This window comes from Methylococcus sp. ANG (assembly GCF_040730495.1).
In the GTDB taxonomy this organism is placed as follows: domain Bacteria; phylum Pseudomonadota; class Gammaproteobacteria; order Methylococcales; family Methylococcaceae; genus Methylococcus.
The window spans coordinates 1,737,168-1,760,021 of record NZ_CP160399.1; the positions used below are offsets into that span (position 1 = coordinate 1,737,168).

20 protein-coding genes are annotated in these 22,854 nt (G+C 65.9%); 7 read left to right on the top strand and 13 right to left on the bottom strand.

Annotated elements, in window-relative coordinates; genetic code table 11:
• The first annotated feature begins 43 nt into the window (after positions 1 to 43).
• The 4 genes from ABZN20_RS08230 (at position 44) to ABZN20_RS08245 (ending at position 4,586) form a co-directional block, all read left to right on the top strand.
• Positions 44 to 1,027: a hypothetical protein gene (locus ABZN20_RS08230; protein ID WP_282213238.1), complete on the top strand. Its 984-nt coding sequence runs from the start codon at positions 44 to 46 to the stop codon at positions 1,025 to 1,027.
• Entirely contained in the window at positions 1,027 to 2,478 is a 1,452-nt protein-coding gene (locus ABZN20_RS08235) for a cobyric acid synthase (RefSeq protein ID WP_282213237.1), read from the top strand. Before ABZN20_RS08230 ends, ABZN20_RS08235 begins: the two co-directional genes overlap by 1 nt.
• A gap of 219 nt (positions 2,479 to 2,697) precedes the next feature.
• Positions 2,698 to 4,194 carry an aldehyde dehydrogenase gene (gene adh / locus ABZN20_RS08240; RefSeq protein WP_345774369.1) on the top strand — a complete coding sequence of 499 codons (1,497 nt, stop codon included), beginning with the start codon at positions 2,698 to 2,700 and terminating at the stop codon, positions 4,192 to 4,194.
• A 26-nt stretch (positions 4,195 to 4,220) separates the two neighbouring features.
• Positions 4,221 to 4,586: a DUF779 domain-containing protein gene (locus ABZN20_RS08245; protein ID WP_218807445.1), complete on the top strand. Its 366-nt coding sequence runs from the start codon at positions 4,221 to 4,223 to the stop codon at positions 4,584 to 4,586.
• A gap of 25 nt (positions 4,587 to 4,611) precedes the next feature.
• On the opposite strand, the gene ABZN20_RS08250 is transcribed toward ABZN20_RS08245, so the two are convergent.
• The 12 genes from ABZN20_RS08250 to ABZN20_RS08305 form a co-directional block, all read right to left on the bottom strand.
• Positions 4,612 to 5,268, bottom strand: coding sequence for a methyltransferase family protein (locus ABZN20_RS08250; RefSeq protein WP_218807446.1), 657 nt, complete (start codon positions 5,266 to 5,268; stop codon positions 4,612 to 4,614).
• A 95-nt stretch (positions 5,269 to 5,363) separates the two neighbouring features.
• A complete protein-coding gene (locus ABZN20_RS08255) occupies positions 5,364 to 6,545 on the bottom strand; it encodes a sigma-54 interaction domain-containing protein (protein WP_282213236.1) in 1,182 nt (393 codons plus the stop codon).
• An 88-nt stretch (positions 6,546 to 6,633) separates the two neighbouring features.
• Complete coding sequence (locus ABZN20_RS08260; RefSeq protein WP_282213235.1) at positions 6,634 to 7,422, bottom strand: ABC transporter permease subunit; 789 nt, start codon at positions 7,420 to 7,422, stop codon at positions 6,634 to 6,636.
• Positions 7,419 to 8,555: an FMNH2-dependent alkanesulfonate monooxygenase gene (gene ssuD, locus ABZN20_RS08265; protein WP_282213234.1), complete on the bottom strand. Its 1,137-nt coding sequence runs from the start codon at positions 8,553 to 8,555 to the stop codon at positions 7,419 to 7,421. Before ssuD ends, ABZN20_RS08260 begins: the two co-directional genes overlap by 4 nt.
• Positions 8,552 to 9,532: an aliphatic sulfonate ABC transporter substrate-binding protein gene (locus ABZN20_RS08270; RefSeq protein WP_282213233.1), complete on the bottom strand. Its 981-nt coding sequence runs from the start codon at positions 9,530 to 9,532 to the stop codon at positions 8,552 to 8,554. The genes ssuD and ABZN20_RS08270 overlap by 4 nt, the downstream gene beginning before the upstream one ends.
• A gap of 114 nt (positions 9,533 to 9,646) precedes the next feature.
• The gene (locus ABZN20_RS08275; protein WP_266023128.1) at positions 9,647 to 10,900 is read right to left on the bottom strand and encodes a bifunctional 3,4-dihydroxy-2-butanone-4-phosphate synthase/GTP cyclohydrolase II; all 1,254 of its coding nucleotides are present in this window, start codon (positions 10,898 to 10,900) and stop codon (positions 9,647 to 9,649) included.
• A gap of 15 nt (positions 10,901 to 10,915) precedes the next feature.
• A complete protein-coding gene (locus ABZN20_RS08280) occupies positions 10,916 to 12,091 on the bottom strand; it encodes an acyl-CoA dehydrogenase family protein (protein ID WP_282213232.1) in 1,176 nt (391 codons plus the stop codon).
• Positions 12,092 to 12,104: 13 nt separating this feature from the next.
• Positions 12,105 to 13,202: a dimethylsulfone monooxygenase SfnG gene (gene sfnG / locus ABZN20_RS08285; protein WP_282213231.1), complete on the bottom strand. Its 1,098-nt coding sequence runs from the start codon at positions 13,200 to 13,202 to the stop codon at positions 12,105 to 12,107.
• Between the two features lie 11 nt (positions 13,203 to 13,213).
• Positions 13,214 to 13,759, bottom strand: coding sequence for an OsmC family protein (locus tag ABZN20_RS08290; protein WP_282213230.1), 546 nt, complete (start codon positions 13,757 to 13,759; stop codon positions 13,214 to 13,216).
• Positions 13,760 to 13,772: 13 nt separating this feature from the next.
• A complete protein-coding gene (locus ABZN20_RS08295; RefSeq protein WP_266021881.1) occupies positions 13,773 to 14,957 on the bottom strand; it encodes an acyl-CoA dehydrogenase family protein in 1,185 nt (394 codons plus the stop codon).
• 9 nt (positions 14,958 to 14,966) lie between these two features.
• Entirely contained in the window at positions 14,967 to 15,527 is a 561-nt protein-coding gene (locus ABZN20_RS08300) for an NAD(P)H-dependent oxidoreductase (protein ID WP_282213229.1), read from the bottom strand.
• A gap of 32 nt (positions 15,528 to 15,559) precedes the next feature.
• Positions 15,560 to 16,900: an OmpP1/FadL family transporter gene (locus ABZN20_RS08305; RefSeq protein WP_282213228.1), complete on the bottom strand. Its 1,341-nt coding sequence runs from the start codon at positions 16,898 to 16,900 to the stop codon at positions 15,560 to 15,562.
• A gap of 462 nt (positions 16,901 to 17,362) precedes the next feature.
• On the opposite strand from ABZN20_RS08305, the gene ABZN20_RS08310 reads away from it, so the two are divergent.
• The 3 genes from ABZN20_RS08310 (at position 17,363) to ABZN20_RS08320 (ending at position 21,649) form a co-directional block, all read left to right on the top strand.
• Positions 17,363 to 18,688: an OmpP1/FadL family transporter gene (locus ABZN20_RS08310; RefSeq protein WP_367027344.1), complete on the top strand. Its 1,326-nt coding sequence runs from the start codon at positions 17,363 to 17,365 to the stop codon at positions 18,686 to 18,688.
• A 351-nt stretch (positions 18,689 to 19,039) separates the two neighbouring features.
• Positions 19,040 to 20,425 (top strand): ribonuclease J, encoded by a 1,386-nt coding sequence (locus ABZN20_RS08315; protein ID WP_367027345.1) that lies wholly within the window; start codon positions 19,040 to 19,042, stop codon positions 20,423 to 20,425.
• A 207-nt stretch (positions 20,426 to 20,632) separates the two neighbouring features.
• Positions 20,633 to 21,649: a histidine decarboxylase, pyruvoyl type gene (locus ABZN20_RS08320; protein ID WP_255556546.1), complete on the top strand. Its 1,017-nt coding sequence runs from the start codon at positions 20,633 to 20,635 to the stop codon at positions 21,647 to 21,649.
• A 211-nt stretch (positions 21,650 to 21,860) separates the two neighbouring features.
• Here ABZN20_RS08320 and ABZN20_RS08325 read toward each other — a convergent pair whose 3' ends face one another.
• Positions 21,861 to 22,778 carry a LysR family transcriptional regulator gene (locus ABZN20_RS08325; protein ID WP_367027346.1) on the bottom strand — a complete coding sequence of 306 codons (918 nt, stop codon included), beginning with the start codon at positions 22,776 to 22,778 and terminating at the stop codon, positions 21,861 to 21,863.
• Positions 22,779 to 22,854: the final 76 nt, after the last annotated feature.

Below are 22,854 nucleotides of genomic sequence, written 5' to 3' on the forward strand. Positions count from 1 at the left end.
GCGGCCTTCCGCTTCACCTCGCAACGGCGGACGAATTCGACAAATGACTCACATGCTTCCCATGGGCCGGGGAGAATCCTACGGGCACCACGGAGAAATCCTGCAAGGCGCGGTGCCCTCGGCGCGCGGAATTCCGAGACCCATCCTGGTCACGCTGCCCTGCCTTCGCTACCGGGTCGTCGCCCACTTTTTCCCCGCGGCCGGAAACCGCTTGCAGACGCTTCCCGGCCCCCGCCCCAAAGCGGCGCGGGCGGCATTGCTGACGCTGTCCTGTCTTGGGTTTTCCGGCATCGGCGGCCTGCTGTTCCTGAACGGCAACATCCCGCGCGGCCAGGGACTCGGTTCCTCCACCGCCGATGTCACGGCTGCGATTCGGGCTGTCGCCCATGCCTGCGGCCGGACTTTGGCGCCGGAGCGGATCGCACGCCTGGCCGTCCAGGCCGAGGCCGCGTCGGATCCGCTGATGTTCGACGGCGCCGCCCTGGTTTTCGCGCAGCGCGAAGGGATCGTCGTGGAACGATTCGACAAGCCGCTGCCTCCCATGGAACTGCTGAGCGTCCGGGACCCGGCCAACGGCAGCGGAATCGATACGCTGAGCGGCACGCCGCGCCGTTACGACCGCGGGGAAATGAGCCTATGCGAAGCCCTGCTCGGGGAGTTGCGGGATGGCGTTGCGCAGGGAGATGCCGGCGTGATCGGTTCCGTCGCGACGGCCAGCGCGCGTCTCAACCAGCGGTTCGTCCGAAAACCGCGCCTCGACGAGCTCGAAGCACTGGGCAGACATCATGGCGCACTCGGCATTCAGGTGGCCCACAGCGGCACGGTCATGGGCCTGTTGTTCCGGCAGGGAAATCGGGAAGCGATCCGTGCGGCGAGAAGGCAGTTGGCGAGGCGGGGATGGGACGTCGATGCCCCCCCATTCGCCGGCCTCCGCGCGCGCTTTCGCCCCGGATGCCGAGGGCATCGCCACAACCGCCAGCCACTGACATGTCCCGCCGCCCCTCCCTCCCCCTTGGCGCAACGCTGATGGTTCAGGGCACGACGTCCGATGCCGGCAAGAGCACGCTGGTGACCGGCTTGTGCCGTGCCCTGCATCGCCGGGGTTTCCGCGTCGCGCCTTTCAAGCCGCAGAACATGGCCCTCAACAGCGCCGTCACGCCGGAGGGGGGCGAGATCGGCCGAGCCCAGGCGGTCCAGGCGCAGGCCTGCGGTCTCCCGCCGCATACCGACATGAATCCGGTCCTGCTCAAACCCTATGCCGATCTCGGTTCGCAGGTCATCGTCCATGGCCGTGCCGCGGGCAACATGGACGCCCGCCGCTACCATGAGTTCAAGCCCAGGGCCCTGGCCGCGGTGCTGGCCTCCCACACCCGGCTCGCCCGGCAATATCAGGCGGTCATCGTCGAGGGCGCGGGCAGTCCGGCGGAAATCAACCTGAGGACGGGAGACATCGCCAACATGGGATTCGCCGAGGCCGTGGACTGCCCAGTACTTCTCGTCGCCGACATCGATCGCGGAGGTGTGTTCGCCCACCTCGTCGGCACGCTCGAACTGCTTTCGGCCAGCGAACGCGAGCGCATCCGGGGCTTCGTCATCAACCGGTTCCGCGGAGATATCGCCCTGCTGCGGCCGGGCCTCGAGTGGCTGGAGCGCCGCACCGGCAAGCCGGTGCTGGGGGTGCTGCCCTACCTGGACGGCCTCTACCTGGATGCGGAAGATGCCGTGGCGAAGCCAAGGCCCGCCACGGACGGCGGCCACGCTCGGCTGCGGGTGATCGCCCCACGGCTGCCCCGCGTCAGCAACCACACCGATTTCGACGCCTTGCGCATGCATCCGCAGGTCGATTTCCGCTTCGCCGGTACGGGGGAGCCTCCTCCGCCCGCCGATTTGGTAATCCTCCCCGGAAGCAAGAACGTCCGTGCGGATCTCGCCTGGCTGCGCGGGACGGGGTGGGAAGGGGCCATCCTGCGGCATCTGCGCTATGGCGGGAAACTGCTCGGCCTTTGCGGAGGTTTCCAGATGCTCGGTCGGGCGATCCACGATCCGTCGGGTCTCGAAGGCCCGCCAGGCTCCAGCCCCGGCTTGGGACTCCTGGATTTCGAAACGACGCTCGAAGCGGACAAGCAGTTGAGGAACGTCTCCGGGACCCTGGTTCTGGAAAGCGCGAAGGTCAGGGGCTATGAAATCCATGCCGGCGTCAGCCTGGGCCCGGCCCTGGAGCGGCCCGTCTGTTGGCTGGAACAAGGACCCGACGGGGCTCTGTCGGATGACGGGCGGATCCTCGGCAGCTACGTGCATGGCTTGTTCGACGAACCCGAAGCCCAGACCGCCCTCCTCCGCTGGGCCGGCATGCCGCAGCCACGGGTGTTCGACGTCGGTTCGGAACGCGAACGCGGCATCGACCGCGTTGCCGACGCCGTCGAAGCCGAGCTGGACATGGAAACGATCATCGGCCTGCTGACGGACCGGCTCCGCTGACGGGCCTGCGACGAACCCGCCGTGATTTCGTCCGATGCAAGAGGCTGTAAATCCCTTGTTGACAATGAATAGGCCGACGCGCATCCTGCCCGCGGCCCCAGCGCGCAAGGCGCTCGATTCTTTCCCGGTTTGAGCGGCGCCCGGCCCAATCCGATGTGCAACGCCAAGTCCGAATCGCGCCGGCAGATAAACGCAGGCCGGAGGGAATCCACCCACGCCATGAACACCGAATCGCCGTTCAAGCCCTGTTACGACAATTTCATCGGCGGCCGCTGGGTCCCGCCGGTCCAGGGGGAATACTTCGAGAACCTGACGCCGGTCACCGGCAGGCCGCTCGGCAAGGTCGCCCGTTCCACCGCGGAGGACGTCGAGCTGGCCCTGGATGCCGCCCATGCCGCTGCCACCGCCTGGGGCCGAACCTCCGCGACCGTCCGGGCCAACCTCCTGAACCGCATCGCCGACCGCATGGAAGCCCACCTGGAAACCCTGGCGCTGGCGGAAACCTGGGACAACGGAAAGCCGATCCGCGAGACCCGGGCGGCGGACATCCCGCTGGCGATCGATCATTTCCGCTACTTCGCCGGCTGCATCCGCGCGCAGGAGGGCTCCATCGGCGAACTCGACGCCGACACCGTCGCCTACCACTTCCACGAGCCGCTCGGAGTGGTGGGACAGATCATTCCCTGGAACTTCCCGATCCTGATGGCGGCCTGGAAGCTCGCCCCCGCCCTGGCCGCCGGCAACTGCGTGGTACTGAAGCCGGCCGAACAGACTCCGCTGGGAATCATGGTGCTGCTGGAACTGATCGGCGACCTGTTGCCGCCCGGCGTGCTGAACGTCGTCAACGGTTTCGGCCTGGAGGCGGGGAAGCCGCTGGCTTCCTCGCGGCGCATCGCCAAGATCGCCTTCACCGGGGAGACGACGACCGGCCGGCTGATCATGCAATACGCCTCCCAGAACATCATCCCGGTGACGCTCGAACTCGGCGGCAAGTCGCCGAACATCTTCTTTGCCGACGTCTGCGCGGAGGAGGACGACTTTTTCGACAAGGCGGTGGAAGGGCTCGCGATGTTCGCGCTCAATCAGGGTGAAGTCTGCACCTGCCCTTCCCGCGCCCTGATCCACGAATCCATCTACGACCGCTTCATGGAACACGCCTTGAAACGGATCGCGGCCATGAAACAGGGCAACCCGCTCGACGCGGAGACGATGGTCGGCGCCCAGGCGTCCGAAGAGCAGGTCGAGAAGATCCTCTCCTACTTCGAGATCGGAAAGCAGGAAGGCGCCGAATGCCTGATCGGCGGCGAACGCAACCTGTTGGACGGCGACCTCCGCGGCGGCTACTACGTGAAACCCACGGTATTCCGGGGCCACAACCGGATGCGCGTGTTTCAGGAAGAAATCTTCGGCCCGGTGCTGTCGGTGACGACCTTCAAGGATGACGAAGAGGCGCTGGCGATCGCCAACGACACGCTGTACGGACTCGGCGCCGGCATCTGGACCCGCGACCTCAACCGGGCCTACCGGATGGGACGGGGCATTCATGCGGGGCGCGTCTGGGTTAACTGCTACCACCTCTATCCGGCGCACGCCGCGTTCGGCGGCTACAAGCAGTCCGGCATCGGCCGCGAGAACCACAAGATGATGCTCGCCCATTACCAGCAGACGAAGAACCTGCTGGTCAGCTACAGTCCGAAGGCGGTGGGCCTGTTCTGAAAGCTCCCAACGCACCGGCGCGGGTAGTGGCAAGCCCCGCCGCCCTGGCCTTGATCGAACGGCTGGCCGCAAGGCACGGCCCGCTGATGTTCCACCAATCCGGCGGCTGCTGCGACGGCAGCGCCCCCATGTGCTATCCGCTCGGGGAACTCCTGGTGGGCGACTCGGACGTGCGGCTGGGAGATATCGGAGGATGTCCGTTCTACATGTCCGCGGCCCAGTTCGACTACTGGAAGCACACGCAGCTGCTGATCGACGTCGTGCCGGGCCGGGGCGGCATGTTTTCGCTGGAAGGGCCGGAAGGCCTTCGTTTCCTGACGCGGTCGCGGGCGTTTTCCGACGCCGAACTGGCGGCGCTGGAAGAGGCGGATTCGCCGGTGCGCGGGCGGTGAACCGCCGCACCGTCGCCGGCTGGTCTCAGTAAAGGTCTGGGATCAGCCGCGAAGTTCTGGCGCAATACGCCTCGTATTCGGCGCCGAAATGCTCGCGTAGCAGCCTCTCTTCGGCACGGATGCGCGCGAGCAGCGGCGGAATCATAAGCACCGCGAGCAGCAGGCCGACGCCCGCGCGAAAGGCCAGCGCCCATCCCAGCGAACTTACGAGCAGGCCCAAATAGCTGGGGTGGCGGATGACGCCATACACGCCCGTCGTGACCAAGGCATGCCCCGGCTGGATGGCGACCAGCCCGCTGAAGCGCCGGCCGAGCACGAAGACCGGCCAGAGCCTCAAGCAACCGCCGCCGGTGAAGAGCGCTACGCCCAGCCAGCGGACGGCATCGCCGTCGAACGTCCAGAACCCGATCCGGTCCGTGTATGCCGGCAGATAGGCGGACAGGAAGCCGATCGGAATCAGGACCGCGATCACCCAGCGGTTGGCGCGGTCCTCCCGCGCGCCGGGGCTCAGGTTTCCGCCGCTGAAGACCGCGGCGGCGGACAGTGCGACGAGCACGATGGCCACGGCAATCAGGGGCGGATGGGAGAAGAAGGCGGCCGGTCCGCCCCGGCCCAGGACCGCGAGGCCGAGATAGGCGGCCACCGACGGCAGGGTTACGAACGCGAGTTTCGGTACGGACATGGCGGCCTCATGGTCTCAATCCAAAATCGCCGCCTTCACCTCAAGACACGGCGCTGCCCGGATGATACGCCTTGAGCAGCGCTCGGATGAAGCCGCTAATACCCCCACCACTCCTCGGACGCATCGCCCAAGCCGCACTGCCGGGCGTCCGGCCGGGCCGGCATACCGTGCGGGAAGCCGGGCAGGGGGATGCCTTCGAAGGCGCGGACTCCGGAAGCATCCGTCCAATTTTCCGGCGTCTTGGCGGCCGACTTCAGAACGCCGTACCGAATCAGCTTGGCGCGGATCACGTGGCGGCTCAGACCGAGCAGGCGCGCCGTCTGCAACTGGTTGCCACCGGCAAGGCGGTGCGCGGCTTTCACGACGGCGGCCTCGATCCGGGCATGGATATCGGGCAGGTTGCTTTCCAGAAGCCGCTCCAATATCTCGGTCAGCGCCTCGAAATCGTCGCCCCTGGAAGCCGCGCCCGGCGTCGGCAGGGGCGAGAGGTTGAGGTCCGATGGGGCTATCGTCTGGTTGCGCGCCACCAACAGGGCGTGGTGGATGACGTTTTCCAACTCGCGTATGTTGCCCGGCCAGGAATGGCGGAGCAGCGCTTCCGCCGCCGCCGGCGAAATGCGGGTCTCGGGATTGCCCAGCCGCTTGCTGTAGAACGCCAGGAAATGCTCGGCCAGCGGCAGGATGTCGCCGGGGCGCTGGCGCAGGGGCAGCAGCCGCAGCGGCGCGACGTTCAGACGGTAGTAGAGGTCCTCGCGGAAACGCCCGGCCAGGATGGCTTCTTCCAGCTTGACGTTGGTCGCCGCGATCAGACGGACGTCGATCGGGATGGGCCGGTGCGACCCCACCCGGACCACCTCCTTTTGCTGCAATACCCGCAGCAGCTTGACCTGCATCGGCATGGACAAATCGCCGATCTCGTCGAGGAACAGGGTGCCGCCGCTCGCGGCTTCGAACCAGCCCTGCTTGGTGGAGGAGGCGCCGGTGAACGCGCCTTTCTCGTGGCCGAACAGCTCGCTTTCGATCAGGTTTTCCGACAGGGCGCCGCAGTTGACCGCGAAAAAAGGCCGGTGCTTCCTGACACTCAGCTCGTGGATGTGGCGGGCGACCAGTTCCTTGCCGGTGCCGGTTTCGCCGATGACCAGCACGGTCATGTCGGTCGGCGCGACCAAGTCGATCCGGGCCAGCAGTTCGCGGGATTGCGGGTCTTCGAACACCAGCGCCGAGGCCCGGATGGAGAGCGCCAGTTCGTTGGGATTGGGATGGGAAAGTAAGGGCATGATCGGGGCTTGCTCCAAGGTTACAGGGCACCATAAAGCAAGCCGACTAATGCCTTCAAATATTAAAAACTTATTTTTATATTTCCATTTATGCAGACCCCTCCCGATAGCCCGGGTGCCAGCCGAGCAGCCGCCGTTCCAGGACGCGAGCAGCCCAGTCCGCGGCCTTACCGAGCAGCGCGTAGAGCAGGATCGACAGGATCACCACGTCGGTCTGCATGAACTCGCGGGCGTTCATCGCCAGATAGCCGATGCCGGCGTTGGCCGCGATGGTCTCCGCCACGATCAAGGTCATCCACATGATGCCCAGCGCATAGCGTAGGCCGACCAGAATGGCCGGCAGGGCGCTCGGGAACAGGATACGGCGGAACGTGTCGAACCCCCCTAAGCCGTAGACCCGTCCGATCTCGAGCAGCCGGGGATCGACGCTACGCAGGCCCAGCAGGGTGTTGACGTAGACCGGAAAGAACACCCCCAGCACCACCAGCAGGACCTTGGTTTCCTCGCCGATGCCGAACCACAGAATCAAGAGCGGCACCAGGGCCAGATGAGGGATGTTGCGCAGCATCTGCACCGAAGTGTCCAGCAGCCGCTCGGCCCGGCGGCTCCAGCCGGTGGCGAGTCCCAGCAGGAAGCCGAGGCTGCCGCCGATGGCGAAGCCGGTGAAGGCGCGGGCCGAACTGGCGGCGACGTGCTGGAACAGCTCGCCGGAGCGGACGAGGGAAACCGCCGCCAGCACCACTTCCTCCGGCGAGGGGAAAAGCTTGCCGTCCAGCCGCCCCGAACGCGAGGCGATCTCCCAAGCGGCCAGCAGCGCCAGGGGCAACAGCCAGGGCTCGAGGTTTGCGGCGATCCGGCGCAGGCCGGCTACGGTCAATGCGCCTCCACCGCCAGCGTGCCCGTGTCGCCGACCGGACTCAGGTGGAAAACCGGGCGGGCCTGGACTCTCGTCTCCACCTTTTCCACCGGCAGCAGGGGGAACAGCAGTTCCGCGACCCGGTAGGCTTCCTCCAGATGCGGGTAGCCGGACAGCACGAAGGTCTCGACACCTAGCTCGGCATATTCCTGCAAGCGCTCGGCGACCGTGGCGGGATCGCCGACCAGGGCGGTGCCGGCTCCGCCGCGCACCAGGCCCACCCCGGCCCAGAGATTGGGGCTGACTTCCAGATGCTGGCGCGAGCCGCCGTGCAGCTGAGCCATGCGCCGCTGCCCTTCGGAATCGGAACGGGCGAAGGCGCGCTGGGCGGCGGCGATAGTCGCATCGTCGAGATGGCGGATCAGCGTATCGGCGGCCTGCCAGGCCTCGGCTTCGGTTTCCCGCACGATGACGTGTACCCGCAGGCCGAAGCGGACCGTGCGCCCCAGCGCGGCGGCGCGTTCCCGCACGTCGGCGATCTTGCGGGCGACATCCGCCGGCGGCTCGCCCCAGCTCAGGTACAGGTCGACGTGTTCGGCGGCAAGGCCGTGCGCGGCCGGGGACGAGCCGCCGAAATACAGCGGCGGGTGCGGGGTCTGGGCGGGCGGGAAGGCGAGCTTCGCGTTTTCGACCCGGATATGTTTGCCCGTGTAGGTGACCGTCTCTCCCGCCATGAGGCCCTTCCACACGCTCAGGAATTCCCGGGCCAAGTCGTAGCGCTCGTCATGGGACAGGAACAGCCCGTCGCCGGCCAGCTCCACCGGATCGCCGCCGGCCACCACGTTGACCAGCAAACGCCCGTTCGACAGCCGGTCCAGGCTGGCAGCCATGCGCGCGGCGACGGTGGGCGCGGTCAGGCCGGGCCGGAGCGCGACCAGGAAGCGCAGCCGCTCGGTGACCGGAATCAGGGAGGAGGCCACGATCCACGGGTCTTCGCAGGTGAGGCCGGTGGGAATCAGCACGCCGCCGTAGCCCAGGCTGTCCGCCGCCTGGGCGACCTGGCGCAGATAGGGGTAGTCGACTTCGCGCGCGCCCTGCGCCGTGCCGAGGTAGCGGCCTTCGCCGTGGGTGGGTAGGAACCAGAAAACGTTCATGGCTGAATCTCCGTTGCCGATAATGCGAGCGATACCTGGACGGGCTTGGGCAGGAGTCCCAGCGCGTGCAGCGTATCGGCGATGTTCTGTTGCGAGCTTGCGAGTTCGGCGTCGACCGGATGCAGGCCGTAGGCCCGGCGCTCGAGGGCTTTCTTCAGGACCGGGACGCCGATGCCGAGCTGGCGGTCCAGCAGTTCCGCCGCTTCCGCGGTATGGGTCCTCGCCCATTCGTCGGTCCGGGCGATTTCCTCCAGCACGGTTTTCGCCAGTTCCGGATGCTGGCGGATGAAATCCTTGCGCGAGGTGTAGATTTCGTGGTTCTGCACCAGCTTTTGCCCGTCGGCGAGTATCCGCGCGCCGGCCGTCTCCTGAGCCACGGCCAGATGGAAGTCCCAGATCGCCCAGGCGTCCACCGCACCGTTGGCGAAGGCGGCGCGGGCGTCGGCGGGGGCGAGGTAGACCGGCTGGATGTCCTTCCAGCCCAGGCCGGCGGAAGCCAGCGCCCTGATCAGCAAGTAGTGCGCGTTGGAACCCCGCGCGACTGCGACCTTGCGGCCCTTGAGGCTGGCGACTCCGGCGATGCCGGAATCCTTGGCGACCAGGATGGCTTCGCCTTCGGGCGAGGCCGATTCGTAGCCCAGATAGACCAGGTCAGAGCCTTTGGCGGCCAGGGCGAACACCGGCGGCGTCTCCCCCGAGGCAGCGAAGTCCAGGTGGGCGGCATTCAGGGCTTCCAGCATGGGCGGACCGAAGGCGAACTCGGCCCAATCGACCGTCACGCCGGCTGCTTTGAGCTTGCGGTCCAGTTCGCCACGGGCCTTCACCAGGATCAGCGTGCCGTATTTCTGGTAGCCGATCCGGATCGAGGCCGGCGCGGCGTTCCCGGTCTCGCCGCTCTTGGCGGGCAAGCTGTAAGCGGCATAGAGGACGAACGCCAGGGCGAACAGGCTGGCGAGGCTGGCATGGGCTTTATTCATAGTCTTATCCCCCGATCCGGGGCGTAGGATGTGCCGACGTGAGGAGGCGCATCGGTCGCGACCGATGGGCTTCGTACCTCAGCCCATTTTACGAAATCCAATTTCTTCATGGTCTTATCCCCCGACCGACGGATGAATCCACTCGTCGCCGGCCCCGGCCAGGGCGTCGAGGTTGAGGAGATGGCCGAGCTTCTGCGACTTGGTGCGGAGATAAACGAGGTTCTCCGGGTGCGGCGCCGGCTCCAGCGGCACCCGCTCGACGATCTTCAGGCGGTAGCCGGCCAGCTCGGTGAACTTCGCCGGGTTGTTGCTCATCAGCCGCAGGGTGGTCACGCCCAGGTCGGTGAGAATCTGCGCCCCCACGTCGTAGCTGCGGGCGTCCACCGGCAGGCCTAAGTCCAGATTGGCCTCCACCGTGTCCCGGCCGCGGTCCTGCAGCTGGTAGGCCTTCAGCTTGTGGGCCAGCCCGATGCCCCGGCCCTCATGGCCGCGCAGATACACCAGGACCCCGTTGCCCGCCTGCTCGATCGCCTCCAGCGCCATCTTCAGCTGGTTGCCGCAGTCGCAGCGCAACGAACCCAGGATGTCCCCGGTCAGGCATTCCGAATGCACCCGCACCAGCACGTTCTCCCGCCCGTACACCCAGCCCTTGACCAGGGCCAGATGTTCGGAGCCGTCCACCACCGAGCGGTAGACGTGGGCGGTGAAGGTTCCGTACGGCGTCGGCAATCTCGCCTCCGCCACGTGCTCCACCAGCCGCTCGGTGCGGCGCCGGTAAGCGATCAGATCGGCGATGCGGATCACCGGCAGCCAGTGGCGGCGGGCGAAGGCCACCAACTCCGGCCCCCGCACCATGCGGCCGTCGTCGTTCACGATCTCGCACAAGGCCCCCGCCGGCGCCAGCCCCGCCAAGCGGGCCAGGTCCACCGCCGCCTCGGTATGGCCCGGCCGCTCCAGCACCCCGTTCGGTTTCGCCTTGAGCGGGAACACATGGCCCGGCCGGGCGAACGCCGCCGGTCCCGCCTCGGGATCGGCCAGGGCCCGGATGGTCGCGCTGCGGTCGGCGGCCGAGATCCCGGTGCTGGTGCCCTGGGCCAGGTCCACCGACACCGTGAAGGCCGTGCGGAACGGATCGGAGTTGTTCCCCACCATCGGCGGCAGCTGCAGGGCCTCCACCCGCTCCGGCGCCAGCCCCACGCAGACCAGGCCGCTGGTATGGCGGACCAGGAAGGCCATGCGCTCGGGCGTCATCTTCTCCGCCGCCAGGATCAGATCGCCCTCGTTCTCGCGCGAGGCATCGTCCGCCACCACCACGAAACCGCCGTTGCGGATCGCGGTCAGGGCCGTTTCTATCGTGTCGTAGGTCATGGGGATACTCCCGTATCAGGAATAGAAGCTCGGGGTCGGCGGCGTGCCGTTGAGGGTCCATTCCCCCAGATCGCGCAGTTTGTAGTCCGCCGGGTCGTGCAAAGTGTGGGTGCGGAGGTTGCGCCAGTGGCGGTCGAAGCCGGCTTTCGCGACGGTCGCCCGCGCGCCGGTGACTTCGAACAGCCGGTGGGTGACATCGAGCGCCGCCCGCGAGGTATGGACCTTGGCGACGGCCGCTGCCAGCGCGGCATGGGCACGCTCTTCCGGTGTCAGCGCGTTTTCCTTGGCCCAGGCCGCGTCCAGCAGCAGTGCCGCATGATCCGTGGCCAGGGCGGCGGTCTGGAGTTCGACCGTGAACTCGCCGTACTTCTGCAGCACGTAGGGGTCTTTCCGGGGGCTGTCCACGCCGGACAGGAACCAGGCGCGGGACTGGCCCAGGGTATAGGCGCGGGCTTCCGCCAGAGCGCCTTCGCCGATGCCGAGATAGATGTTGGTCAGCACCAGTTGCGCGATCACCGAGCGCAGGGTGGCGTAGACGTTGCCGAGCGGGCCGGGGTTGCGCAGGATCTCGTGCTCATGGACCCGGACCTCGTGGAATTCGACGCTGCCGCTGTCGGTCTGGCGCTGGCCCATGTTGTCCCAGTCGGCGTTGATGCGGATGCCGGCCCGGTCGCCCGGAATCGCCGCGATCAGCAGCGGCCCCGAATCTTCCGCCAGTGCCGACACGATCAGATGATCGGCGTCCATGGCGCCGGAGCAGAAGCTCTTCGTCCCCCGCAGGAGCCAGCCTCCTGTTCCGTCGGCGGCGATGCGGGCGCGGGTGTCCAGAGGATTCAGCGCATTGCCCCAGAACCAGCGGCCCCGCACCGTCTCGGCGTAATAGTGTTCCCACTGGTCGCCGAACAAGCGGAGCGTGGCCAGCAGCAAATGCTGGAAACCGAACAGATGGCCCAGGGCGCTGTCGGCCCGCGACACGAGGCGGACGATGCGCAGGGTGTCGTGCCAGTTCAGCCCGTGGCCGCCGTAGGCGCGTGGAACGATGAGGTTGAGCAGGCCGCTTTCCCGCAGCCGGTCGCGCTGGGCCTTGGCCGTGCCGCCGGCCTTGTCGCGTTCGACGGCAGTGCCGGCGAACTCCGCCGCCAGCGCCTCCGCCGTGTCGAACAGCCGCCGCACCGTTTCCCTGTCCTGCATGGGCGCCCCCACCTCAGGCCGCGGCCTTGCCGGCGCTTCCGGCTTCCAGCGCGCGCACCCGAGGCAGGACTTTTTGGCCGAAATATTCGATCTCCTCGTGGTAATGGAGGAAACCGCTCAGCACCAGGTCGACGCCGACAGCCTTGAGTTCCAGGATGCGTGCGGCGATCTGTTCCGGAGTGCCGATGAGGTTGGTCTTGAAGCCGTCGTTGTACTGCACCAGGTCGTCGAGGCTGGACTTGGCCCAGTTGCCCTCGCCTTCGGGGGAGGCCTTGCCGGCCTCGCGTACCTCGTGGCCGAAGGCCCGGACCGCCTCCGGGTCGGCCTTGTCGATGATCTCGGCCAGCACCGCCTTGGCTTCGGCCTCCGTGTCGCGGGCGATCACGAAGGCGTTGACGCCGATCTTCACCGTGCGTCCCTCTTGGGCCGCCTTGGCCCGGATGTCGTCGACCTGCGCCTTGATGCCTTCGACGGTATTGCCGTTGGTGAAGTACCAGTCCGACACCCGCGCCGCCATGTCTCGCGCCGCCCGCGAACTGCCGCCCTGGAAGATTTCCGGGTGCGGCTGGTGCAGGGGTTTGGGCTTCAGCGAATAGTCGTGGAAGCGGTAGAAATCGCCGAGGAAGGTGAACCGGTCCTGGGTCCAGATGCCCTTGAGCGCCCGGATGAACTCCTCCGAGCGCCGGTAGCGTTCGTCGTGTTCCAGCCAGGGCTCGCCGATGGCGGTGAATTCGGTCCTGAACCAGCCGCTGACGACGTTGACGGCGATGCGGCCGCCGGTCAGGTGGTCGATGGTGGCGACCTGTTTGGCGAGCAGGGCTGGATGCCAGGGTCCCGGCAGGACGGCGGCGATCACCCGCAGGCGTTCGGTCGCGGCCAGCAACGCGTGGGTGAAGGACACCGACTCGTGCTGGTACTCGGCGCCGTAGCCGGCGGTGAAGCGGATCTGGCTGAGGGCGTATTCGAAGCCGTTGCGCTCGGCCAGTTGCGCCAGCTTGCGGTTGTAATCGATGTCCCAGCTCGTGCGCTGCTCGATCTTGCTGATGACCAGGCCACCGCTGACGTTGGGGACCCAGTAGGCGAATTTGACGGGTTGAACGGAATGGCTCATATCGGTTGTCCTCATGCGGCGTTGCTGATGGAAACATTCAATGGCGCGCCATTGAGCGTGACCGCGCCCTCCACCTCGACCGGCCGGGTCAGGGTGTCGAGCACCGGGCAGTGCCCTTCCACGACCGCCACCAGCTTCCGGATCGTTTCGGGGTCTGCGGAGCTCTCGATGACGGTTTCGAAAACGATCTTCTGGTAGCCCGCCGGCACCGAATCGCTCAGGCCGAAAAGCCCTTGCAGATCGAGGTAGCCCTTCGCCGAGACTTCGACGGCCTCCAGCGGGATGCCCATGACCGCGGCGTAGGCGGCATAGACGATCTCCTGGCAGGTGCCGAGCGCCGCCAGCAGCAGTTCGACGGGGTTGGCGGCGGTGTCGCCGCCACCCAGTTCGGCCGGCTCATCGACGATCAGCGGCGGAAAATCGCGTACTTCGGCGGAGCAGCGCACCCCGTCGAGCCATCGCGTCTTCGCCCTGAACACCAGGCGCGCACTGGCCGGATTTTTTTGCAAGCCGGCGATGGCGTTTCCCAATGCCGCTTTCAGGGTTTCCTGTGACATTTCGGCCTCCGGGTTATTCGCCGCCCGCCTCGAACAGTTCGAGCGGCAGCCCGACCAGGGTCTTGCCGATCCATTCGCGGGCGATGTTGTTGGACGGTCCCATGCCGATGCCGGCGCGGGCGTCGCGGAAGATGCGCTCCAGCGGGCCGCGCTTGTAGCCGTAGCCGCCGCTGACGTCGAGGGCGTTGCGCGCCGAGATGTTGGCGACCTCGGCCGCGTGCACCTTGAATTCGGTGAGCGGGATGAGAATCTGCCCCTGCGGCTGGCCGGCGGCCTGCAAGTCGTCGAGGCGCCTTGCCAGTTCGGTCTGCCAGGGCCGGAGGCTCTCCACCAGCACCTTCGACTCGCCCAGTTGCTGGCGCAGCACCTGGTAATCCGACAGCTTCTTGTCGAAATCGCGGTGATGGGTGCCGGTGAGATGTTCGGAGGCTTTCTCCAGGGCGGCCCGTGCCACGCCGTGCCAGACCGAGCCGAGTCCGATCAGATAGACCGGCGAAACGCCGTGGTAGACGATGTCCTTGCCCTGGCCTTCCTCGCCCAGGCGGTCGCGTGCGTGGATTTTGACGTCGCGGTAGCTGATCGGGCCGCTGTGGTTGCCGCGCACGCCCAGCGCTTCCCAGCCGCCGTGGGAAATGCCATCCAGCTTGGAGTCGACGATGAAAAAGCTGATGTCGGTCGGCCCCTTGGCGCCGGGGGAGCGGGTCTGGAACAGGTAGTAATCCGCCTGGCCCGCGCTGGTGGTGAAGGATTTTTCGGCGTTGAGGCGGTAATACTCGGCGCCGTCCCGCGCGGCTTCGCTGAAGTTGAACCACCAGTGGCCGCCGGAGGCTTTCTCGCTGGTCGAGTAGGTGCCGAGCAGGCCGTCCCGTGCCGGTTTCAGCCAACGTTCCTTCTGGTCGTGGTTTCCGAACAGGTTGATGGTCTGCACCGCGCCGGTGTGCATGACGTAGACCAGGCCGGTGGAGGCGCAAGCCCGGCCGATTTCTTCGGCGACGATGGAGAAAGCCACGTGGTCCAGCCCCAGGCCGCCGTATTCCTTGGGGATCAGGACGCCGTTCCAGCCGGCTTTGCCCAGGGCGTTGAGGTTTTCGCGGGGGAAAATGCCGTCGCGGTCGATCTTCTCGGCGTTGGGCCGGATGACCTCGTCGACCAGGCTGCGGATTTCGCTGCGGATTTTGTCGTAGTCGTGTGCTGACATGGTTTTCTCTCAGGCGGCTTGGGTGGCAGGAAGGGTTTGATTGAGGGCGATGCCGACGGCCTGGCGGGCGGCGGCTTCGATGCGCTCCAGGAGCACCGGGTCGGCGAAGCGCTGTCCGTCGAACAATTGCTCGGCGGCATAGACGCCGGACGGCACGGTGAATGCACCGAAGAAGCCGAACAGCGGCCGCAGCTGGTGTTCGACGATCAGTGCGTGCTTGTCGCCGCCGCCGGTGGCGCCGAGGATGACCGGCTTTTCGTTCAGGGCCTTGGGGTCGAGCAGATCGAACAGATGCTTGAACAGCCCGGTGTAGGCCCCCTTGTAGACGGGGGTGACGGCGATGAGGATGTCGGCTGCCGCAATGGAGTTCAGCGCCGCCTTGCCGACGCTACCCAGTTCGTTGGGATTGCGGGCGGGGCCCACCACCGGGGCGAGTTCCGCCAGTTGCAGTATCTCGGCCTCGGTCGCGGCATGGCGGCGGATCGCCTCCACGATCTGTCCGGCCAGCGCCAGGGTCTTGGAAGGCGAGCCCAGATTGCCGGATACGACCACGGTTTTTAACGTACTCATGAAATACCTGTCGGGTGATGGAACGGTAGATGTCAGAAGCTGAAATTGGCGCCGGCGCCAATGGCCCACTCGCTGGCGGTGACCTGATAGTTGCCCAGCGCCAGCGTGGAGCGGCTGGTGTTTTCGCTGAAGGCATAGGCACCGAAACCGTCGAGCCGGAAATGCGGGGTGAAGGCATAGCCCAGTCCCACGGTCAGGGTGTTCTGCCAGATGACCGGCGCCAGCGTGGTCTGCACGACCTTGGTCAGGTCGTTCTGCGCCAGGACGCCGGGTACGGCGGTGTTCAGCGGCAGGGTGCCGACGCCGTCCAGGCCGCCCAGCGAGCCGTTGGGACTGTTCAAGAGCAGCGAGGAGGCATAGCTGTAGCCCGCCCGGAACTGCCAGGCGTCCAGCGTGTACTGTCCGCCCAGCATGGTCAGGAACTGGTCCTGATAGATGTCCTGGTAAAGCGCGGCGTTGGACCAGTTCTTCCAGGCCACGTCGACTTCGAGCAGGAGGTTCGGAACGATGTCGGTGGCGACGCCCCAGGTGACTTCGAGCGGCTGCGCCACCTTCACCGACTGATACTGGTCGTAGCCGTTGACGGTGGTCGACAGGATGCTGTGGTAGTCGTATTGCAACGGGCTCTTGATCGAGGCGCTTAGGGTCCATTCCGGCGCGACCTTGTAGGTGGCCCCGAGCGCGCCGCGCAGCGAGATGTTGTGCACGCTGGAGGTGGTGCCGCCGAAATTGCCGGAGAGCCCCTGCAGGCCGGTGGTGCTGCCGGTAGTGCCGAGCTGGCCCAAGCCGAAGCCCAGGGTCAGCGCCGCGCCGAGGGACAGATCCGGAGTGACTTCCCAGGCCGCGCCGAGATTGCCGCTGAAGGACAGCAACTCCACCACCAGAGGCAGCGTGGCCGCCCCGCCGGCACCGGCGCCGCCCAATCCCAGCCCTGCGCCGGCATTGACCGGACTGGTCCGGTAGTCCGCGCCCAGACCGGAATCCACGCCGATGCCGCCCGCCAGCACGAATCCCGGCAGCACCTCGCCGCTCACCGCCACGTCCGGTATCACGTAGTTGCGGGCGGCGCTGGTCGAGGTATGGCTGTAACCGTTATTTGTCTGGGTATTGTCGACGTTCGGTTCCAGCAAGCCGGCACCGATCTCGAAATGGACGCTCTTGAACCGGGTCAGGGTGGCGGGGTTGCCGAACAGGGCCGCCGAGACTTCCTGCGGGTTGGTATAGGCCGCGCCCGCCATGCCGCCGGCGATCGGCTTCATGCTCAGGTTGAGGTCGGTGCCGGTATTCAGCGCGTAGGCCGAGGTCGAAACCAGCGCGTTGGCCGCCAGCAGATAGATTCCGGGCGCCCCTGTGAGCCGTTTTGTCGTGTGCATGCTGTTTTCCCCTTGCTTGAGTAGTCCTGATTCGGATGCGCCGGCTTTCCCGCCGATTCGCGGAAACGGCCGGCGCACAGATCGCTTGCAGGGGATATCGCAGCGTTCGTGCCACTGTCTAACTCATTGATAAATATTAACCCGTGTGGTTCTTTGATGGACGTGGCTGCCGCTGCAACGGCAACGGTGCGTTCGGGTTGCCGCTGTGGCGGCAGATGTCGCCGGGACTTCGAGAGCCCGGCTGAAACGGAAGTTGGCGTCGCACCGCCGTATTTGGGACACTGTTATTTGTGAATAAAAATATTCGTTTTTAGTCTTTTAAGGAATTTAAGAATTCGGATACATTGCCCTCCCAACAGCCGAGCCGACCGGTCCGCCGGAAGCCAGCGCGTTCTAGCGAACCGCTGGCTTTTTTGTCGGCTTTTTCCGGGTCTAGCCCTTATCTGCAAAGGAAAAACAAGCATGCGAGAGCGCATATCATCTTCGGCGTGGCGATTGATCGGGTTCGCGGCGGGCCTGCTGGCGTCGGTACCGGTCCTGGCGACGGACGGCCACGTGCTGCACGGGGTGGGTTCGGTCAACCAGGCCATGGGCGGCGCCGGCATCGCGACCTCCATCGACGCTATCGGCTCGAACTACAACAACGTCTCTTCGATTTCGTTCCTGGAGAAGGATTCGGTCGAATTCGGCGCGGAATTGTTCATTCCCGACCGCAGCTTTTCGGCTTCGACGCCGTTCGCATCGGGCAGGGTCGACAGCAGCACGCGGGAAGCGGTGATCCCCAGCGTCGGCTTGGCCTACAAGATCGACCAGGACTGGACCTTCGGCTTCACCGCGCTGGGGATTGGCGGCTTCGGGGTGGATTACCCGGCGAACCTGCCCAATGCCAGCGGCAACTTCAACCCGCTTGCGGTGCCGCAGCAATTCGGCGGGTTCGGTTCGATCTATTCCAACTACCAGCTGATGCAGATCACGCCTTCGATCGCCTACCGGCTCAACCGGGATTTTTCTGTAGGTGTCGGTTTCAATCTGGACTGGGCTTCGCTCGCCGTGGACCCCTGGCCGGCCACGCCGCCCAATGCCTCGGGCTATCCCAGCGGCTCGCACGCAGCGACGAGCTGGGGTCAGGGATTCACCGTCGGCGCAACCTACCAGGCGCTGTCGAATCTGGCACTGGGCTTGAGTTTCAAGAGCCCGCAGTGGTTCAGCGATTTCGGCTGGAATTCCCAGTATCCGAACGGCACGCCGGCCAAATTCCAGTTCCAGCTCGATTACCCGATGATCGTCGGTGGCGGCTTGAGCTACAAACCGGTCGAGGACCTGATCCTCGCCGCCGACTTGAAGTGGATCAATTACAGCGGGACCAACGGCTTCGAGAAGAAGAATTTTGCGGCTTCGGCGTCCGGCCCCTACGTCCAGGACTTCGGCTGGGAGAACATCTGGACGGTCGCGCTCGGGGCGCAATACAGGATCACGCCCCGGTTCACCCTGCGGGCAGGGTACAACTACAGCGACAATCCCATTCCTTCGGACCAGCAGTTCTTCAACGTCTTCGCGCCGGCCATCGTTCAACATCACCTGACGCTGGGTGGGGGCTTCAATTTCACGCCCGCCCTGGAGTTGAACCTCGCCTATTACCACGCCTTCCAGAATGACGTCTCCGGATCTTTCATCAGCAGCGGCGGACCCGGCTATCCGGCGATGAACCAGCCGATTCCGGGCACCAGTGTCACCAACCGGCTGGCCGAGAATTCGGTATCGGCCCAGGTGGTCTACCGGTTCGATTAGTTTGCGGCACTCCTCCTCGACTCTCGGTGGCGGGTTTCACCTCGGGTGAACGCCACCGATTCTTTTTTTGAGGTCCGAAGTCACGACATCTCCGAAGCTCATATCCTGGGCTTTCGGCGGTTGGGATTTAGGAAGCGAATCTTCCCGGCTCGCCCTCGTCACATGCTGCGGCGCCGGTTGCGGCGCGCTAGAATAATCCGGTATGTTCCCGTGAGCCTGTTCAGTTGACGGGCCGGGCTTTCCGAGCGGCGGGCGGCGGAATGGAGCTGCCGGCGGCCACCCCAGCTGTATCGTGTTCAAGCGGTCCGCGCTCCGGCGGATTCTCCAAATAAGAGCGGCTTTGAGTACCTCATGATCCCCGCCCGCGGCGAGTGCCTCTTCCTGCCCCTGGGCGGAACCGGCGAAATCGGCATGAACCTGACGCTGTACGGCCACGACGGCGCATGGATCGCGGTGGATATGGGCATCACCTTCGGCGGCGACGATTTCCCGGAACATGCCGTGATGATGCCCGACCCGGCGTTCATCGCGGCCCGCCGCGAACGTCTCGCAGGCATCGTCCTGACCCACGGCCATGAAGACCACGTGGGTGCCCTGCCCTACCTCTGGAAACGGCTGCGCTGTCCGGTCTATGCGACTCCCTTCACTGCGGCGTTGGCGCGAACCAAGCTCGCGCGCGCCGGAATCGACGACGCGCCGCTCGTCGAAATCTCCCCTGGAGAACGGTTCCAGATCGGACCGTTCGCGGTCGAATACATCGTCATGACGCATTCCATCCCGGAACCCAATACGCTGCTGATCGGCACACCCGTCGGCGCCGTCCTGCATACCGGCGACTGGAAACTGGACGACCGTCCCGTGGTGGGACGCGGCTACGACCACTCCCGGCTTTTCGCCCTTCGGCGCGAACCGTTGTTGGCAATGGTCTGCGATTCCACCAACGCCATGGTCCCCGGCCGCACCGGCTTCGAGGGCGACTTGTACGAACCGCTGCTGGCATTGGGAGCGGAGGCGGCGGGACGCATGGTCGTGACGGCCTTCGCCAGCAACATCGCGCGCCTCGTCACCCTGGCGCGGGTCGCCCGGACCTTGGGACGGCGCTTCGGCGTGGTAGGCCCTGCGATGGAACATATGGTGGCCGTCGCCCGCGCTACCGGCCACTGGCCGGACGATCTGCCCGAACTCGTGGAAGCCCGCCACATCGGGCATCTGCCCCGCGGCGAGGTCTTCGCTGCCTGCACCGGCAGCCAGGGCGAACCCCGGTCGGCATTGGCACGGCTCGCCCAGGACCTGCATCGCGACCTGTTGCTGGACGCCGGCGATACCGTCGTCTTCTCGTCACGGGTGATACCCGGCAACGAGCGCGCGGTTGCACGGATTCATCAGCGCCTGCGTGAAACCGGTGTCCACCTGGTGACCGACGCCGAGGCGATGGTGCATGTATCCGGCCATCCCGCCCAAGAAGACCTGCGCCGGCTCTATGAGTGGGTCCAGCCGCCGGCGGTGATTCCGGTGCACGGGACGCCGAGGCATCTCGCCGCCAATGCGGAACTAGCGGCCGCCTGCCACGTTCCGCACGCCTGCGTCGTCCAAAACGGCGACATCTGCCGCTTGAGCCGGGCGGGCATACAGAAACTCGACGAGATCGAAACCGGGCGGCTCTTTGTCCAGCCCGACGGCCGGCTGGCTCCGGTGCCCAAGGATATCCTGCGGGAGATGCGCACAAAGGTGCACTGATCGGCCAGGTGCCGGACGCACGGGGGGAGACGCCGGCGATCAAGGCAAGAAGGTATTTTCGGAAGCCATGCCGGTAAGGGTATTGCCAATGTCGCCAGCGTGAAGCCAAGACCTGCGGGCGTTAACCGCAAAAAGGGGCTCGTTTCGGTAAACTCACTGCAACTTCGCGGGCGATCGCACCGCGGCCGGGTCAGAGGGGGACACAAAGTGGAAACAAGCCTTGCAAATCCGGCGCGAACCGTCCCTTACGCGAGGACGGCCCTCGCAACGATCCTGGCCGTCCTGGATGTGCTGACGCCGTTCTCCTCTGGCGTTCTGGCCCGAAGCGATACCCAGGGAGCGGCGGCGATTCCTCGAGCGCCGCCGGCTTTGTCGCTGCCGGAGGTCGTCAAGGGCGCGGTCGGTCCCTTCCCCTCCCATTCCAACGGATACGGCAATCCCGGTGCCAGCGGCCTGGGGTACATCGCCTTGATCACCTTGCACACCGGACAGGCGCGAAGAGCGCTGGCCATAGCCGGACAGACCGGAGAAGGCCTGGACGGAACCTTGGCTTTCGATCGCGCGGAAGCGAGCGGGGCCTACCTGGGACAAATCAACCTCATCGTGGCCTCGTCCTTCATCGGAATCAATGGCGCCATCTGGGGGTATGACGTTGCCAAGGCAGCGGAGATCGGCGAACGCAAGCTGTTCGAGGTAAGGGAACCGAAGACGGGCGGCATCCCTGTCTACCCCGCCGATCCGCTCCTGGACGCGGCATCGCGTCTCCTGGGAACCCGCGATGCCCCGCGATTTCCCTTGCTCCCCGGCGCTCAGGTCATCGCCGCCCACAAGGAGATCACGGCGCCGGGCCCGGCAACGGTCTGGTGCGGCGTCGCCATAGCCATCGCCGAGCATCGCGATACCGACGCAAACGCGATCATGGAGCTGTGCGGCAAGCGTGTAGGCCGATCCGGCCGAAACCCGACGGGGAAGCGCTACTTTCGCCTGGTACGCGAGAATCTCGCAAAGAGCGTGATACGCGTCGGAGCGAATCAAGGCGTGAGGTACCGTGAAATATTCGTGGGGATCAAACACGAATTCGTCCCCGAAGGTTCGGTCGGTCACGCCATGGCCACCGCTCCTTATATCGTTCTCGCGAAGAACGCCGTGCCGCCGGGAGGCCCCGAAAAACTCCTGGAAATGAACATTTCCGATTGGGAGCAGGCGCTTCAAAAGCGCCCGTGACCGGAACCGTCCGGCCGCCGGTTCACCGCCCGATCGCAAGCCTCGAATCCCCAAGCCCTGCAGACGGTTTGTCGGCGGCCATGGCCCACCGAGTTCCGCGGTTGCGCTACGATGCCGCGCATGGAACGCCGCATCGCCCCTCTGGACAGCGATACTGTCTGCCTATCCGTCGAACCGGCCCGGTCATCCCTCGAAACCTTCGGCTGAAACATCACACTTGGTAAGCGCTCCTCTTGGGACAGTGCCGCGCAATACCGGCGCGGACGAGTTCCGCGATCCGCAGTGCGCCGGGACCCGCGGCGTCGCGGTCGGCGAAGATCAGGTAGAGAGTCGCCCAACGCTCCGCGCCCTCACGAAGCGGCAGCGGTTTCAGCTCGCCGGCCTCGAGCTCCTTCCGGATGATATCCTCGGCATACCATGCGTAGCCGAGCCCCATGCAGGCGGCGCGTATGGAGGTCTCCTTATGGGTCACCGTCCAGCGCCGTTCGTTAAGCCAGCCGGGGGTACGGCTCCGTTCGCGGCCGGAATCGCGCACCACCAGATGGCGGTGTTGGCTCAAGTCCTCCAGGGTCAGCGGCCGGCCGAGCCGGTGCAGGGGATGATCCGGGTGTGCCGCGGCGATGAAGCGCACCCGCATCACCGGATCGCCGACGAATCCGGGCGGCATCGACGACCCGATGGCCAGGTCGGCGCGGCCCTCCAGCAAGGCCTCATCGGTACCGCTCAGCACCGATTCGATCAGTTCGACGCGGGTTTCCGGCTGCTCTTCCGCAAAGCGCGCGATGCACTCCAGCAACAGCCAAGTGGGAAAAATCGTGTCCACCGCGAGCCGCAGTTCCGGCTCCCATCCCGCCGAGAGGCCGGCGGCCACGCGCTCCAGTCGCAACGCCTCCTCCATCAGCATCTTGCCGCGCCGATACAGTACCTGCCCGCCGGCGGTGAGGACAGCCTTGCGCCCCTGCATTTCGAACACTTTGACGCCCAGGAGACGCTCGAGCTTCTGCACGGCGTAGGTCAGTGTCGACTGGCTCTTGTGCAGTTGATCCGCGGCGCGCGCGTAACCGCCCGCCTCCACCACCGCGATGAGCGTCCGCCATTGGTCCAGCGTAATCTTCGGAAAAGCCGTCATAATTATCGATATAATCGATCTATATAACAGAGATAATCTGCTTTTTTATCGATCCAATCAATTGTTCAATAGGGTC